Here is a 13,439-nt window from a genome sequence, read left to right on the forward strand (position 1 = left end):
CTCGTACGGAACTTACGGGACCTGCGACCCCGAGCCTACGTTCCACGCCATGAGGGCCGGACGCCCGTGCTCGGTTCCCAGTCGACTGATGGTCGCGGTCTCCAGCCGGAAGAGCGCCCCCGCGGACGGCGGCAGCCCGAGGCGGCGGGCGGTCAGCACCCGCAGCACATGCCCGTGCGCCACGAGGACGACGTCCCCGCCGTCCGCCCGCAGCTCGGGCTCGATCCTGGCCAGCACCCGGTCGACCCGCGCCCCGACCTCCCCGGGCGACTCCCCGGGGTGGTCGGCGTCGCCTGCGGCGCCCCCGTCGGTCCACAGGTCCCAGCCGGGCCGGGTCTCATGGATCTCGGCGGTGGTGACCCCCTCGTACCCCCCATAACCCCATTCGCGCAGGTCAGGCTCGGTGGTCGCACCGTCGAGCCCGGCGAGACTGGCGGTCCGCACGGCCCGCCCGAGCGGGCTGACCAGGGTGAGCCCGACCTTCCGCCCCGCCAGCAGCGGACGCAGCGCGCGAGCCTGCTCCTCACCGCGCGCCGTCAGCGGCAGATCGGTCCAGCTCGTGTGCTTGCCGGTCCGGCTCCACTCGGTCTCGCCGTGCCGGATCAGTACCAGCTCAGCCACGGCCGTCGGAGGGCGCCGGAGTGGCGACGGACGCACGTACGGCATCCATGTCGAGGTCCCTGGCCTGCCCGATGACGTCCTCCAGGGCCTGTTCGGGCAGGGCGCCGGGCTGGGAGAAGACAGCGATGTTGTCGCGCACGATCATCAGCGTGGGGATGGACTGGATGTCGAAGGCGGCGGCCAGCTCGGGCTGGGCCTCCGTGTCGACCTTCGCGAAGATCAGGTCCGAGTGGCGCTCCGCGGCCTTCTCGTACACCGGTGCGAACATCCGGCACGGGCCGCACCAGGAGGCCCAGAAGTCGATGAGGACGAAGTCGCTGCCCGAGACGATCTCGTCGAAGTTGTCCTTGGTGAGTTCCACAGTGCTCGTGCTCATGCGTCCGTAACCCCGAGCCCCGCCCCGGATATTCCTGCCCGCCACGATGCCGCAGGTCAGCGCCCCCGCCCCAGCACTTCGCGCCGGAAGCGGGACGTCCAGCAACAGGTCACGCTGCTCGGCTCCGGGCAGCCCGGCGAGCCGCCCGCGCAGCGAGGCGTTCCGGCCGGTGTCACCCGTGTCGCCCTCCCGGTCGGCGGCCGCTGCCTGAGCGGGAACCAGGTCGGCGAGCAGGGGCGACGGGCAGGGGCGACGGGCAGGGGCGCAGCCCGGAAGCGTGGCCTCGGCGCGCGCCACGCGTCGCGGCGGGGGCAGCGCGCCGCCGCTGACCCCGGCAGCCGCCACCCCACCCCATCCCGTGCCCGCACCCCGCGGTGCGGGGTCCGGGGCGCAGCCCCGGTTTCGGGAAGGGGCGGGGTGGGGGAAACGGCCCGCCCCGACCCGAAATCGCTTGTCCCGCAACCCACCCACCGCTGATCGTGGTCCCACACGCACACCCGCCCCCGGAGGACCCATCACCATGCCCACCGAAAGACCCGTCCCACCCCTCATCGCGGGGGAACGCGAGACACTGCGCGGCTTCCTCGACTTCCACCGCGCCACGCTCGCCATGAAGTGCGACGGCCTCTCCGACGAGGAGTTACGGCAACGCTCGATGCCGCCCTCATCCCTCTCCCTCCTCGGCCTTGTCCGCCACATGGCCGAGGTGGAGCGCACCTGGTTCCGCATCGTCGTGAACGGCGAGGACCTTCCGCTCGTCTGGTCCGACCAGCGCGACTACCAGGTGGCGTACGACGCCACGACGGCCACCCGCGCGGAGGCGTTCGACGCGTGGCAGCGCGAGGTGGAGCACGCGCGCCGGATCGAGGCGGAGGCGGAGTCGCTGGACGTCGTCGTGCACAGCGAGCGCTGGGGCAAGGACGTGACGCTGCGGCTGATCATGACCCACGTCCTGCTGGAGTACGGCCGCCACAACGGCCACGCCGACTTCCTCCGCGAGGCCATCGACGGAACGACGGGAGCCTGACATGACCGACCAGAACCCCACCGGACAGCCCCCCGCCGACCCGACCGCCCTCCACCCCATGCCGGACCAGCCACGCGTCGTGCTGCTCAAGCCGCTGATCACCTCGCCGCTCATCGAGGTCGGCGACTTCTCGTACTACGACGACCCGGACGACCCGACCGCCTTCGAGACCCGCAACGTGCTGTACCACTACGGCCCGGAGCGGCTGGTCATCGGGAAGTTCTGCGCGCTGGGCGAAGGCGTGCGGTTCATCATGAACGGCGCCAACCACCGCATGGACGGCCCCTCGACCTTCCCGTTCCCCATCATGGGCGGCTCGTGGGCCGACCACTTCGACCTGATCACCGGCCTGCCCGGCCGGGGCGACACCGTGATCGGGCACGACGTGTGGTTCGGCTACCGGACCACTGTGATGCCCGGTGTCCGCATCGGCCACGGCGCGATCATCGCCTCGGGCTCCGTCGTGGTGGACGACGTACCGGACTACGGAATCGTCGGCGGCAACCCGGCGCGGCTGATCCGCCGCCGTTACGACGAGGCGGACATCGCCCGGCTGTTGGCCCTCGCCTGGTGGGACTGGCCGCTCCCGCATCTCACCGCACACCTCCGCACGGTGATGTCCGGCTCCATCGACGACCTGGAGGCCGCGGCCCCGCGGAACCTGTGACCCCCCTCCTCCGTTCCGGCCCCCGACGCCTGCGTTAACGTAACCGGCGATCGGAAAGGGAACACGGGGGTCCACGTGGAACTGGTGGAGCATATAGCGGCGGTACGGGACGGATCGGGTGATCCCGCCGCGATGGTGGGTGAGTTCCGGCGCACCCCCGTCCTGGTGCCGGTGGTCGACGACGACTTCATGACGGCGACCTACGGCGGAATCCACTGGATCTACGCCTTCACGGACGAATTCGCCCTGGCCCGCTTCGCCGAGGCCCGCGGCGCGGCGCGAGAGGAGTGGGAGTTCGCGACTGTGCTGGGGGCCCGGCTGCTGGATGTGCTGGTCCCCGCGGTGGACGGTCCCGCGGGCGTCGCGCTGGACGTGGCCAACGAGGACGGCTCGATGATGTTCCCGCCGGTGAAGGGCATCGTGCCGGACGAGGTGGCGGTGGACCTCAGCGACTCCGAGGCCGCCGAGATCAGGGCCGGGGCCGAAGCGGAGACCCGCCGATGAGCGGGGCGGCGGCAACGCCGACTTCAAGGTCACCCAGGAGTCCGTCAGCCTCATCGCCAAGGGCCTCCGCTCCGCGATCGGCGAGCTGAAGGACGTGGGCAGCTCGACCGGAGCGCAAGGTGGCCGTGAACACCCTCTCCCCCACCGGCAGTCCGCACGCCACCGAGGACGAGATCGCCAAGCAGAGCTGGGGCGACGTCCTGATGCCCGACGCCCCCGGCTACAGCGCCAAGTCCTTCGAGCAGGCGGGCACCGAGATGGGCCGGGGCGTGGAAGGACACCGGTCGCAGCCTGGTGACCGGTCGGGGACTGGGTCGAGGACCGCGTCGAGGACGTCGGCGACGGCATCGAGGGCGCGGGCAGCTGGACCGCCGACCGGCTGGACGATGTCGGCTGGGACAGCGGCGCGGACTGGGTCCGCGCCGAGCGCGCCCGCGCCGCGGACGCGCTCGGCGCCGACGTGGACGAATTTCAGCTGGACCAGACCGACGACCCCATGAAGCTGGTCCGCTCCACGGCCGAGCACCTGACCCACTTCGCGAAGGCGTTCAACAACGTGGGCCGCTGCCTCAAGGGCGTCGACCCCGACCAGCTCATGAAGGGCGTGTTCGCGAACGCCTTCCCCAGCGGGGTCTCCGTCGAGCCGAAGAAGTGGCACAAAGCCGCCGACGACCGCGATCCGGGCACGCTGCCGGACAAGCCCGGCGCGTTCCACGATCCGGGCGCCGAGGGCATCAAGGCGGCGGAAGACGTCCTCAAGGAGGCCCGTCGGCAGCAGCCGCCACGGCGAAACCATCTCGGACTCCCTGGGCAACCAGATCGAGATGTGCAACCCCAAGCCCGTGGAGGTGTACGGTCCCGGGGAGAAACTGCCGGACTACATCCTGTCTGCCCCGTAGGGCCTCAAGATCATGGGCTCGCCCACGACGGTGGCAACCGACACCCGCCTCTCCCAACTGCTCCAGCCGAACATGGGACGCGTGCACTGGGCGGCCTGCCGATAGGTCCCCGACATCCTCTAGCCATCCAATTCCCTCTGGAAGGAACACCTTGTCCCGTTTCGACGACCTGTCCCCCTACGCCTACACCCCCGGCATCGGGGTCCCGGAGGGGATCGCGGCGTTCAACGTCGGCTGGCTGGAGAAGCAGGACGACTTCCCGCGCGGCGACGTCCCGCAGGCCTTCGTCGAATCCCTCGGGGTGCTGTGCCGGGACGAGTCCCAGAACGCCATGCGCGGCCTGTTCCCCTGCACCCTCCCCCACCCGGAGGGCAAGCCCCCGTACCCGGTCTCGGTCGAGGTCGAGGGCCAGAGGGTCACCCTCGGCGCCGCCGAGATCAGGGTGGTGGCGGCGAACGGCACCTGGCTCATCGCCCCGAACCTCGTCCACCACTACGTCACCGCGCACTCCTACCTGCCGCCGGAGGAGTTCATCGAAGCGGTGACGGCGCGGCGGAGTGCCCCGAGGATGTAGCCCAGCCGGGGAAACCCGGCTCAGGGCTCAAGACCCGCTTGGAGCAGACGGCCCACCGGCCTGCGCGTGGCGAGCAGAATGAGTCCGGTGCCGATGCCGCACACAGCGGTGACGGTGAAATAGGACGCGTTGTCGATCGCGGTGAAGAGCTGACCCAGCAGACCTGCCAGGGACGAACCCAGCGCGAGCGTGAGGAAGTTCAGCCCGACCATCTGGGAGCGGAACTTCTCGGGACCGATCCGCGTGGCCAGGGACAGCCCGATCGGGCCGATGAAGACCTCTGAAGAGCCGGCCGCCATCATGAACGTGAGGATGAGGACCAAGGGGATGTCGGCGTCTCCGGTGGCTTCGGAGATGATGAGCAGGAAGAGGTAGGCGCAGCCGATCTGGGTCAGCCCCAGGGCGACCTTGACCACCGGGCCGGGCTGGCGATCCCCCAGGGTCTTCCACATCCTGGCGATGAGCGGGGTGATGAGGACGGCCGCCAGCGGGCTGACCGTCGTGACCCAGGCGACCGGGAAGGTCCAGGTGCCGATGTGCAGGTCGACGCGTTCGGTGATGAGGACCGAGATCGCCGTGAACTTCTGGAACAGGAAGCCGAAGTACACGCCGGACGCGAGGAAGAGCGGAAGGTAGCCGAGGATGCGCCGACGCTCGTCGCGACTGACCGCCGACGATGTGGTCATGGTGAGGAAGTAGGTGGCGGCGGCCACCAGCGCGGCGATCGTCACCACGGTGGACAGGTTCTCCGCGCGGAGCAGGCCCATGGCGACGGCGGCGCCGACAGCCGCGAGGAAGCCGACGGCCGCCAGGGCGACGAGGGGGCGGCGGCCCGCGGGAAGGGGGTTGTTGACGGTCCGGGCGCGCTCGGGGAGCTTCTTCATCGAGGTGACGTACTGGACGAGCGCCGCACCCATGCCGACCGCCGCCAGCCCGAATCCGTAGTGGAAGCCGAGCTCGTTCTGGGCGAGGCCGGTGGTGAGCGGCCCGACCACGGCACCGATGTTGATGGCCATGTAGAAGTAGGAGAAGCCGGCGTCCCGGTAGCGCTCGTCCTGGTTCTGGTCCAGGACGAAGCCGACGATCGAGGTGATGTTCGTCTTCAGCGCGCCGGTGCCGAGGACGATGCACACCAGGCCGGTGCCGAGGCCGACCAGACCGGGCGCGAAGGCGAGCACCACGTGCCCGATGGTGATGACGACGGCGCCGTACAGCACCATGTTCTGCGGACTGATGAGCCGGTCGCCCAGCCAGGCACCCAGGATCTGGGAGAGGTAGACGGCACCCCCGTAGGCGCCGACGACGCCCGTCGCGACGGCCGGGGCCAGCGCCAGGCCACCGTCGTGGAGTGCGTAGAGCAGGTAGAACGACAGGATTCCCTGAAGCCCGTAGAAGGAGTAGCGCTCCCACAGCTCGGTGAAGGCCATGCTCACCAGGCCGCGCCGGAAGGAGTGTCCGGCGCCCTCAGCCGGTTTCCCGCCGCGCTCACTGTCAACTGTGGTGGTCGTCCGGTGCGGTGTGGTGTTCATTCGCTCAGTCCTGCCAGTCGTGAACCGAAACGGGCGATGAGGGAGGTGTCCTGGGAGTGCCGGCTCTCCTCCCATCGGTCGGCGACGCCGAAGAGCCGGTACATCGCGTGGACGCCGATCCAGCGCAGTGGTTCGGGCTCCCAGCGGCCGGAGTCGTGGTCGTTCCAGGGCAGTCGGGTCAGCGCGGTGTCGCGTCCGGCTGCCCGGTCCAGCAGCGTCCGTGCGGCGAGATGGGTCGCGGTGACGCCGTGTCCGGCGAAGCCGCGCACGACGCCGATCCTGGTGGCGGGATCGAAGGTGATGCCGGCGCACCAGTCGCGGGTCACGCCGATGGCACCCCGCCAGGCATGCTCGATGGTGAACCGCACATCGGGGAAGAACAGCTGGAGGCGTTCACGCAGAACGCGCACCGTACGGGCGTCCACACTGCCCGGCCCGGGGGTACCGGAGTTGAAGGCATAGGGCGTGCCGCGGCCGCCGATGGCGATGCGGTCATCGGCGGTGCGCTGAGCGTAGACGAAGGTGTGTGCCGCGTCGCCCAGGCATTCCCGGCCCTGCCAGCCGATCCGCTCCCAGGTGCTTTCGGGGAGCTGACCGGTGACGACCATGGAGGAGTTGACGGGAATGACCTCACGCCCGCCGAGGCCGCGGGCGTCGCTTTCGACCTGTCCGGAGTAGGCCTCCAAGCAGGTCAGAATGGTCCTGGCACGTACGGTTCCACGCTCGGTGGTCACGGCGCCGGGGGCGATGCGCGTGGCGCGCGTGCCTTCGAGGATGCGGACCCCCTTGGCCTCCACCACCGCCGCGAGACCGTGGACGAGCTTGGCGGGGTCGACACGCGCGGTCGTGCGGGTGAGCATGCCTCCCAGTGCGGGGCGGATGGCGATGCGCTTCCTGACGGCTCCGGCGTCGAGCAGTTCGAGATCCTCCGCGCGGTATCCGCCCGCGAGGTCCGCGGCGAAGGTGCGTTCGAGGCGCTTCATCGCGGCCGGGGTGGTGGCCACGCGCAGGTGCCCGCCCCTGTGCTGATCCGCCTGGATCCCCTCCTCCTCGAGGATGCGGAGGGTGTCGTCGATGGCCCCTTCCATCTCCCGCTGGAAGGAGGCGATGGCGGCGGTTCCGTCCTCGCCCCGCCTGCGCGCGGCCTTGGCGTACACGGCCCGGTTGCCCGGAATGAGCGGTGAGAGCCAGCCGCCGTTGCGCCCGGAGGCACCGTAGCCGACCTCTCCGGCCTCCAGAACGGTGATCTTCGCTCCGGGGCGCTCCACTGCGGCGAAGTAGGCGGCCCAGAGGCCGGTCAGTCCGCCGCCGACGACGACGAGGTCCTGTTCCTCGTCGGGCAGACCTGCGGCCCGGCTCCGCGACGGGCCGCCAGGCGCCCCCTCCGTGGTGCGGGAGGCCGCCATCCAGTGCGATATCTCGCCGTTTCGATACGCGGGCATGAGTGTCTCCAGCCGGTGGGCGACGAGCGGTGTTTCGGTGAGGCGGGGTCAGTAGGTGGGCGGTGCCATCGCCCACAGGACTCGGGCCTCTTCCGTGCCCGTGATTTCGACGACCCGATGGGGATCACTGCTGAGGTAGTGGATCGAGTCGAAGGCGGAGAGCCTGTGGGACTGCTCGCCGACCCAGACCTCCACCTCGCCGGACAGGACCAGAAGCAATTCTTCGGAGCTGCCGTGGGTGTAGGGCTCCACGCCGGTCGAGCCACCCGGCGTGAAGTGGCCGAGGAGCACCTCCAGATGGTCGAAGGCCCCGGGGGTGAGCTTGATCTTCGTGGCGCCCTCGCCGAAGGACATGCCGTGGGTGTCGCGGAACCGCAGTACCGGGCTGGCCGCGGATCCTCCCTGGTCGAAGAGGTCGCCAACGGTGAGTTTCAGTACCTCGCACAGCCGTTGGAGAGTCCGCACGCTCGCGTTGACCTGATCGCGCTCGACCTGGGAGAGGTGTCCCTCGGTGAGGCCGGTCCGGTCGGCCACGTCCTTGAGCGTTAACCGGAGGGCCTTTCTGCGACGCCGCAGACGGCCACCGACGCCGGACGGGGAGTCCGGTTGCCTGTTCGTCATGGGCGGGAACCTAACAAGCCTGCGGTCCGACCACAAGAGTTATTGCTCCCATCAAAGTTTTCTTTGATGGGAGCAACGCCGCCCCGCAGTGCGCTCGGGTCGCAGCAGCTCACGACGGGCCCGTAGGAATTGCCTTCGACGCTACGCCCGGGCGGCGGCGACCGGGATGCGCGAAGGTGGCCGTAATCCTCCTAGGATCACGCCGTCCGGGTGAAGCGCGGCCTGGAACCGCACGTGAGCCCCGGAAACCCTTCCTCCATGACCCATCGCAACCACCCCTCTCTGACCGGCCGAGTCGCAGTGATCACGGGCGCCACCAGCGGAATCGGCGCGGCCACCGCGCGCCGTCTGGCGGCCGACGGGGCCCACGTCGCCGTCCTGGGCCGCCGCGAGGACCGCCTGAAGGCCCTGGCCGACGACCTGCGCGGGGATACCCCCGGCACGATCCTCCCCCTGCCCGTCGACCTGACCGCCCCCGACGCCCTGACCACCGCCGCGGACACCATCCGCACCACGCTCGGCCGCGTCGACCTCGTCGTGGCCAACGCGGGCGTGATGCTCGGCGCCCCCTTCGAGACGGCGGCCACCGACGAATGGGACCGCATGCTCGACACCAACCTGCGCGCCCTGCTGCACACCGCCCGCACCTTCACCGACGACCTCATCGCCACCGCCGCCGACGGTCACCCCGCGGACCTCGTCCACATCGGCTCCGTCGCCGGACACGCCCTCTTCCCCAACTGGTCCGTCTACTCCGCCACCAAGGCCGCCGTGGCCCACCTGACCCGCAACCTGCGCGCCGAACTGGGCCCGCGCAACGTCCGCGTGAGGAACGTCGAACCGGGCGTCACCCTCACCGAACTGGGCGAGGACATGCGCGACGCGGAGATGCGCGCATCCCTCACCGGAATGCGCACCACCCTCCAGCCCCTGACCTCGGAGGACATCGCGAATGCGATCGCCTTCGCGGTCGCGGCCCCGCCGCACGTGAACATCGCCGACCTGGTGGTAGTCCCAACACAACAGGGCTGACGCCATCACCACGACCGCGGCCGGGGGGGGGGCGCCCCCGGCCGCGGCCACCGAACACCCGCCTCTGGCGTCCAGCTCCGCCAAAACCCCATGCCCACCGAGCCCTGGCCCGCTATCGTCCTTCACCCCACCGCACACACCGGAAGCGACCCGCATGACCAGCCACGTCTCCACCACGACACTCTGGCGACCCACCGGCCCCAAGGAGCTGGATCTGGTCCGCGAGTTGCATTGGCGCGCCTGGCCACCCCGCCTCCCCGAGCAACCGATCTTCTACCCGGTCCTCAACGAGGACTACGCGATCAAGATCGCGAGGGACTGGAACGTGAAGCACGACGGAGCGGGCTACGTCACCCGCTTCGAGGTCGAGTCGGACTTCGTGGCCCGCTACCCCGTACAACAGGCCGGCGGGAAGACCATCCTCGAACTCTGGGTCCCGGCCGAGGAACTGGACGACTTCAACGCCCACATCGTCGGCAAGATCCACCTGGTCCACGAGTTCCACTGACCAACACCGCTACCACAGCTCAACCCGACGAGCCCCCACCACCTCCCCCATACGCGCCACCACCTCCTCAGCGGCCAGAACTCCCACCCGCCGCCCGCCCCGCAACCGCAGCGCCACCGCACCCTCGGCGGCTTCCCTCGCGCCGATCACCACCTGGTACGGCACAAGCCGGGCAGCCCGCACCCGAGCCCCCAGCGAACCCCGCTCCGGCCCCTCGACCCGCGCCCGCAACCCCCGCTCGGCACACCTCTCCACAAACGCGTCGGCGTGCCCCACCTCCCCCTCGGACACCGGCAGAACCACCACCTGCACGGGCGCGAGCCACCCCGGAAACGCACCCCCATGCACCTCCACCAGGTGTGCGACAGCCCGCTCGACACTCCCGATGACACTGCGATGCACCATCACCACCCGGTGCTTCGCCCCATCCGCACCGACATATGACAACCCGAACCGCTCAGGCTGATGAAAGTCCACCTGCACGGTAGACAGGGTGAACTCCCGCCCAGCCCCATCCGCAACCTGCACATCGATCTTCGGCCCATAAAACGCGGCCTCCCCCTCAACCGCCTCATACGCCACCCCCGCTCGCCTCAGCACCTCCCCCAGCACCGCGACCGACCGCTCCCACACCTCTCCCGCTTGCCGAGGACCGGCGAATACACCTGCCGATACCCCGCCCGCCGCTCCTCCTCCCGGATGTACTCCTCCAGCGCCGCCCGCACCGCCGCCCCATCCGGCAACCAATACGGCAACCCGGCGCCAATCAGCGGATCGGTCCCGAACAGCTCCAACTCGCGGCCCAACTTGCGGTGATCATGCATGGCGTTCTCCTCACGGACGACGAGGCGAGCCCACCGCAAGCAAAAGCCCCGGGGCACTCGCCCCGGGGCTTCGATCAGACATAGGTCAGCGCGCCGGGACTCTCTCCGGCGTCGTCGTCACATCAGCGCGCTTCATGCCCCCGAAGCTACCAACCCCACCCCTCCCCCGCCTCCCCTTTTCCCCGGAGAACCCCCAGGGCCCTGCCACCACCAGTGACGAAGTGACCGCGAGACTTACACCCTCGACACCGGCGGCAACCGCGACGACGTCACCCAACTGATCCCGCTTGGCGGGGCCCGAGCAGCCCTCACATGCGGGATCTCAGCACGTCGACCTCGCAACCCGGCGCGAACGGGTCGAAGCCGTGCTCGACCAGCCAGCGAACCGCCAGCAGGCTTCGCAATGACCACCACGCGCGGATCACGTCGAGGTCGATGTCAGTGCCGTAGCCGGCGACGACGTCGTCAAGGTGCTCCTCGTGTCCGAGCGTGAAGGTGGCGAGGTCGTACAAGGCATCACCCTGGCCCGCCTCGGACCAGTCGATGATGCCCGTGACCTCGTCGCCGTCGACGAAGACGTGCGCGATCTGCAGGTCGCCGTGAGTGAACGCCGGAGTCCACGGCCGGAGCGCGGCCTCGGCAACCTGGCGGTTGCGGGTGACCAGGTCCGCGGGCAGGACGCCGTTCGCCACGAGCCGCTCGCACTCGTCGTCGAGTTCCGCCGCCAGCGCGACGATGCTCCGGCCGGCCCGGCCGGGCCGGGGCGGCAGCGGCGCATCGTGCAACCTCCGGATGGCGGCGCCCGCCGCGGCCCAAGCCGTCGGCGATCCGGTCGACGGCCCGCCGAGGCGTCCAAGCGTCGTCCCGGGGAGTGCGGCGATCGCGAGCACGGACGGCTTGCGCCACAGGACCTCCGGGGTGGGGACCGGCGCGAGGGACATCGCCTCGACCTCGACGTCGATGCGTGCCTGATCGGCGTCCACCTTCAGAAACACATCGCCGACGCGCAGGGTCGCGCGCTCGGAATGGGCGACGACGACTTCGACCTCATCCATGGGCGACCAGTATCCCGGGGGCGATCGCCGACGTCGCCGGGTTTCTCACGTGCGATGACGCGGCTGACCGCGTTCCACCTACCTCGCGGCCTCGTGCACGACACCGAAGGTGGTGGCGAAAGCTGGGCACGCCTACTGCACGTCAGCCCTGCTCATCCGCTGGCTCCGCAGTTCCGTGTACCGCGAGTGCATTGCGGTGCTCGCGGCCGGACCAGCAGCGAAGACATGTCACCCTCCCGAAGTTACTGCTAATATAGAAGTCACTGGCTTCTGCATTAGCAGTCGATGGGTTCTGCGGTGATGTGCACACGCCGGGCCGGGCATGCGGCGACCCGGCAGCGACAAGAACCACATCCCTCACTGCTTGCCCCGGCACGCAGGAGAACGCATGGCCGAACGCGAGCACCCGCTCCAGCCTGCCGTCCGCCGTGGACGACAGCCGCGTCGACTCGTCGATGGTGGACGCGTAGAAGGTCATGACCTCGGGAGCCATCTGGTGATCCGCCATGGCCGCATTGTGGCGGACCAGGGATGTCCGTGTTCCCTCCGTCCCCGGTCCCGCTCGATGACCAGCCCCGTCAGCGGCCGTGACGCCGAGGCCGACACGGCATGGCACACGGCCCTCGGCCACGCCGCGAACTGCCCCGGCTGCCGACCGCCGAGCGAAGGCTGCGAGGTGGGCCTGGCCCTCCTGCACATGCACCACCAAGCGTGGATCAAGCTGCACGAACAGCCCCACCCGATACCCCTCAGCACCGGCCTGGATCACCACGTGAGTGACACCGGGGCCAACCGCCTCGCACGGCAAGACCGGCCCCAGGGCGCCTGGTGCCCTACCTCAGAACGACACGCCCGGCACTGCGGTAGAGGGAGACGCCCAGGGCCAGCAGCCACCAGCTGAAGACCGCCCCCATCAGGGCAGTGGTGCCCCACCCGTTCGCCGCGTAGAAGTCCGCCGGGGTGTTCCCGAAGAACAGGGACGGCACGAAGGCCAGGTTCACTCCGGCCAGGACGTATGCCGAGCGGCTGGTCCACCGGGGGAGCAGGTTCGTGCGGGAGACGACATAACCCACCGCGGTCAGGAAGAACGCCAGCATGAGGCGGGAGATCGAGCCGTAGAGGATGTACGTACCGCTGACAGCGATGGTCGGATCGATCCGCCGGTCGGCGGCGATGACCGCACCGGCCTCCAGGCCGTGGGAGACCAGGGTGACGGTCGCATAGACGAGTCCTGTAGCGAAGGCCATCGAGCCAACCCACTCATACGCAGGGCTCACGCGCTTGACCAGTTCACGAAAGGCCGTCACGAACACGATGAGGAACGCGAGCGCGACAATCCCGATCAGCAGCCTGGCCAGGACGTTCGAGTCCGGCGGCGGGCCCGAGTACATGAAGTACAGGGGCACTTCAATGATGATGGCGGCCGCGGTCAAGATACCCGCGACACCGGTCATGCGTCTGGCAAAGGTCTCGTTCATGAGTGCCCCCGGTTGGCTCATCTGCTGATGAGGTAAATCCTGCCGACCGCGACACTCGCCGTCGGTGGGCCTGGACACCGGATCAGGGGTGGCCCCACCGACACCCTCCTCGCGGACTCCGCTGAACGTCCGGGATCAGCCCGGGCTGGGGCGGCCGTGGCGCTCGCGGGGGAACCAGTGGAGGTGGGCGCCTTCGGGGGCGGTGATGGCGGGGCGGATGTCGGCGGTGGCGCCATTCGTGGTGCCCGGCCCGTCCGGGGTGGCCGTCCGTGACAGTCTCAA

Annotated in this window: 15 protein-coding genes and 3 pseudogenes; 8 read left to right on the top strand and 10 right to left on the bottom strand. The window is 69.8% G+C overall.

The window, feature by feature from the left end:
- Positions 1–12: 12 nt before the first annotated feature.
- Positions 13–621, bottom strand: a complete 609-nt coding sequence (locus ACH4TL_RS29765; RefSeq protein WP_398321910.1) for a histidine phosphatase family protein — start codon at positions 619–621, stop codon at positions 13–15.
- The gene (gene trxA, locus ACH4TL_RS29770) at positions 614–997 is read right to left on the bottom strand and encodes a thioredoxin (RefSeq protein ID WP_398322169.1); all 384 of its coding nucleotides are present in this window, start codon (positions 995–997) and stop codon (positions 614–616) included. Before trxA ends, ACH4TL_RS29765 begins: the two co-directional genes overlap by 8 nt.
- Positions 998–1,517: 520 nt before the next feature.
- Here trxA and ACH4TL_RS29775 point away from each other — a divergent pair.
- The 6 genes and pseudogenes from ACH4TL_RS29775 to ACH4TL_RS29800 all read left to right on the top strand — a co-directional run bounded on the left by ACH4TL_RS29775 (position 1,518) and on the right by ACH4TL_RS29800 (position 4,668).
- Positions 1,518–2,024, top strand: coding sequence for a DinB family protein (locus ACH4TL_RS29775; protein WP_398321913.1), 507 nt, complete (start codon positions 1,518–1,520; stop codon positions 2,022–2,024).
- A 1-nt stretch (position 2,025) separates the two neighbouring features.
- Positions 2,026–2,691: a CatB-related O-acetyltransferase gene (locus ACH4TL_RS29780; protein WP_398321916.1), complete on the top strand. Its 666-nt coding sequence runs from the start codon at positions 2,026–2,028 to the stop codon at positions 2,689–2,691.
- Between the two features lie 75 nt (positions 2,692–2,766).
- Entirely contained in the window at positions 2,767–3,195 is a 429-nt protein-coding gene (locus ACH4TL_RS29785; RefSeq protein ID WP_398321919.1) for an SseB family protein, read from the top strand.
- A gap of 346 nt (positions 3,196–3,541) precedes the next feature.
- Positions 3,542–3,805 (top strand): annotated as a pseudogene (locus ACH4TL_RS29790) (putative T7SS-secreted protein); the annotation flags it as partial.
- A 214-nt stretch (positions 3,806–4,019) separates the two neighbouring features.
- Positions 4,020–4,199, top strand: a pseudogene (locus ACH4TL_RS29795) (putative adhesin).
- 46 nt (positions 4,200–4,245) lie between these two features.
- Positions 4,246–4,668, top strand: coding sequence for a hypothetical protein (locus ACH4TL_RS29800; RefSeq protein WP_398321922.1), 423 nt, complete (start codon positions 4,246–4,248; stop codon positions 4,666–4,668).
- Between the two features lie 20 nt (positions 4,669–4,688).
- Here the strand turns inward: ACH4TL_RS29800 and ACH4TL_RS29805 are convergent, their stop codons facing one another.
- The 3 genes from ACH4TL_RS29805 to ACH4TL_RS29815 are packed head-to-tail and all read right to left on the bottom strand — an operon-like array spanning position 4,689 to position 8,260.
- Positions 4,689–6,197 (bottom strand): peptide MFS transporter, encoded by a 1,509-nt coding sequence (locus ACH4TL_RS29805; RefSeq protein WP_398321925.1) that lies wholly within the window; start codon positions 6,195–6,197, stop codon positions 4,689–4,691.
- Positions 6,194–7,639, bottom strand: coding sequence for an NAD(P)/FAD-dependent oxidoreductase (locus tag ACH4TL_RS29810; protein ID WP_398321928.1), 1,446 nt, complete (start codon positions 7,637–7,639; stop codon positions 6,194–6,196). The genes ACH4TL_RS29805 and ACH4TL_RS29810 overlap by 4 nt, the downstream gene beginning before the upstream one ends.
- Positions 7,640–7,687: 48 nt before the next feature.
- Positions 7,688–8,260 carry a helix-turn-helix domain-containing protein gene (locus tag ACH4TL_RS29815; protein WP_398321931.1) on the bottom strand — a complete coding sequence of 191 codons (573 nt, stop codon included), beginning with the start codon at positions 8,258–8,260 and terminating at the stop codon, positions 7,688–7,690.
- Positions 8,261–8,518: 258 nt separating this feature from the next.
- Between ACH4TL_RS29815 and ACH4TL_RS29820 the strand changes: the two genes are divergently transcribed.
- Together ACH4TL_RS29820 and ACH4TL_RS29825 are read left to right on the top strand one after the other, a co-directional pair.
- Positions 8,519–9,292: an SDR family oxidoreductase gene (locus ACH4TL_RS29820; protein WP_398321934.1), complete on the top strand. Its 774-nt coding sequence runs from the start codon at positions 8,519–8,521 to the stop codon at positions 9,290–9,292.
- 154 nt (positions 9,293–9,446) lie between these two features.
- A complete protein-coding gene (locus ACH4TL_RS29825; RefSeq protein ID WP_398321937.1) occupies positions 9,447–9,800 on the top strand; it encodes a hypothetical protein in 354 nt (117 codons plus the stop codon).
- Between the two features lie 9 nt (positions 9,801–9,809).
- Here the strand turns inward: ACH4TL_RS29825 and ACH4TL_RS29830 are convergent.
- The 5 genes and pseudogenes from ACH4TL_RS29830 to ACH4TL_RS29850 all read right to left on the bottom strand — a co-directional run bounded on the left by ACH4TL_RS29830 (position 9,810) and on the right by ACH4TL_RS29850 (position 13,439).
- Positions 9,810–10,624 (bottom strand): annotated as a pseudogene (locus tag ACH4TL_RS29830) (aminoacyl--tRNA ligase-related protein).
- A gap of 308 nt (positions 10,625–10,932) precedes the next feature.
- Positions 10,933–11,679, bottom strand: a complete 747-nt coding sequence (locus ACH4TL_RS29835; protein ID WP_398321940.1) for a phosphotransferase family protein — start codon at positions 11,677–11,679, stop codon at positions 10,933–10,935.
- 142 nt (positions 11,680–11,821) lie between these two features.
- Complete coding sequence (locus ACH4TL_RS29840) at positions 11,822–12,187, bottom strand: hypothetical protein (protein WP_398321943.1); 366 nt, start codon at positions 12,185–12,187, stop codon at positions 11,822–11,824.
- Positions 12,188–12,512: 325 nt separating this feature from the next.
- Positions 12,513–13,157 carry a hypothetical protein gene (locus ACH4TL_RS29845; RefSeq protein ID WP_398321946.1) on the bottom strand — a complete coding sequence of 215 codons (645 nt, stop codon included), beginning with the start codon at positions 13,155–13,157 and terminating at the stop codon, positions 12,513–12,515.
- Positions 13,158–13,292: 135 nt separating this feature from the next.
- Positions 13,293–13,439: a hypothetical protein gene (locus tag ACH4TL_RS29850; RefSeq protein ID WP_398321949.1), complete on the bottom strand. Its 147-nt coding sequence runs from the start codon at positions 13,437–13,439 to the stop codon at positions 13,293–13,295.

Source organism: Streptomyces sp. NPDC021115 (assembly GCF_044333065.1).
GTDB lineage: Bacteria > Actinomycetota > Actinomycetes > Streptomycetales > Streptomycetaceae > Streptomyces.

What these genes read in the sequence shown, in the direction of transcription:
- ACH4TL_RS29820 (WP_398321934.1), top strand. Translation starts at nt 8,519, where the DNA reads ATGACCCATCGCAACCACCCCTCTCTGACCGGCCGAGTCGCAGTGATC.
- ACH4TL_RS29805 (WP_398321925.1), bottom strand. Translation starts at nt 6,197, where the DNA reads ATGAACACCACACCGCACCGGACGACCACCACAGTTGACAGTGAGCGC.
- ACH4TL_RS29845 (WP_398321946.1), bottom strand. Translation starts at nt 13,157, where the DNA reads ATGAACGAGACCTTTGCCAGACGCATGACCGGTGTCGCGGGTATCTTG.
- ACH4TL_RS29780 (WP_398321916.1), top strand. Translation starts at nt 2,026, where the DNA reads ATGACCGACCAGAACCCCACCGGACAGCCCCCCGCCGACCCGACCGCC.
- ACH4TL_RS29815 (WP_398321931.1), bottom strand. Translation starts at nt 8,260, where the DNA reads ATGACGAACAGGCAACCGGACTCCCCGTCCGGCGTCGGTGGCCGTCTG.
- ACH4TL_RS29840 (WP_398321943.1), bottom strand. Translation starts at nt 12,187, where the DNA reads ATGGCGGATCACCAGATGGCTCCCGAGGTCATGACCTTCTACGCGTCC.
- ACH4TL_RS29775 (WP_398321913.1), top strand. Translation starts at nt 1,518, where the DNA reads ATGCCCACCGAAAGACCCGTCCCACCCCTCATCGCGGGGGAACGCGAG.
- trxA (WP_398322169.1), bottom strand. Translation starts at nt 997, where the DNA reads ATGAGCACGAGCACTGTGGAACTCACCAAGGACAACTTCGACGAGATC.
- ACH4TL_RS29810 (WP_398321928.1), bottom strand. Translation starts at nt 7,639, where the DNA reads ATGCCCGCGTATCGAAACGGCGAGATATCGCACTGGATGGCGGCCTCC.
- ACH4TL_RS29835 (WP_398321940.1), bottom strand. Translation starts at nt 11,679, where the DNA reads ATGGATGAGGTCGAAGTCGTCGTCGCCCATTCCGAGCGCGCGACCCTG.
- ACH4TL_RS29825 (WP_398321937.1), top strand. Translation starts at nt 9,447, where the DNA reads ATGACCAGCCACGTCTCCACCACGACACTCTGGCGACCCACCGGCCCC.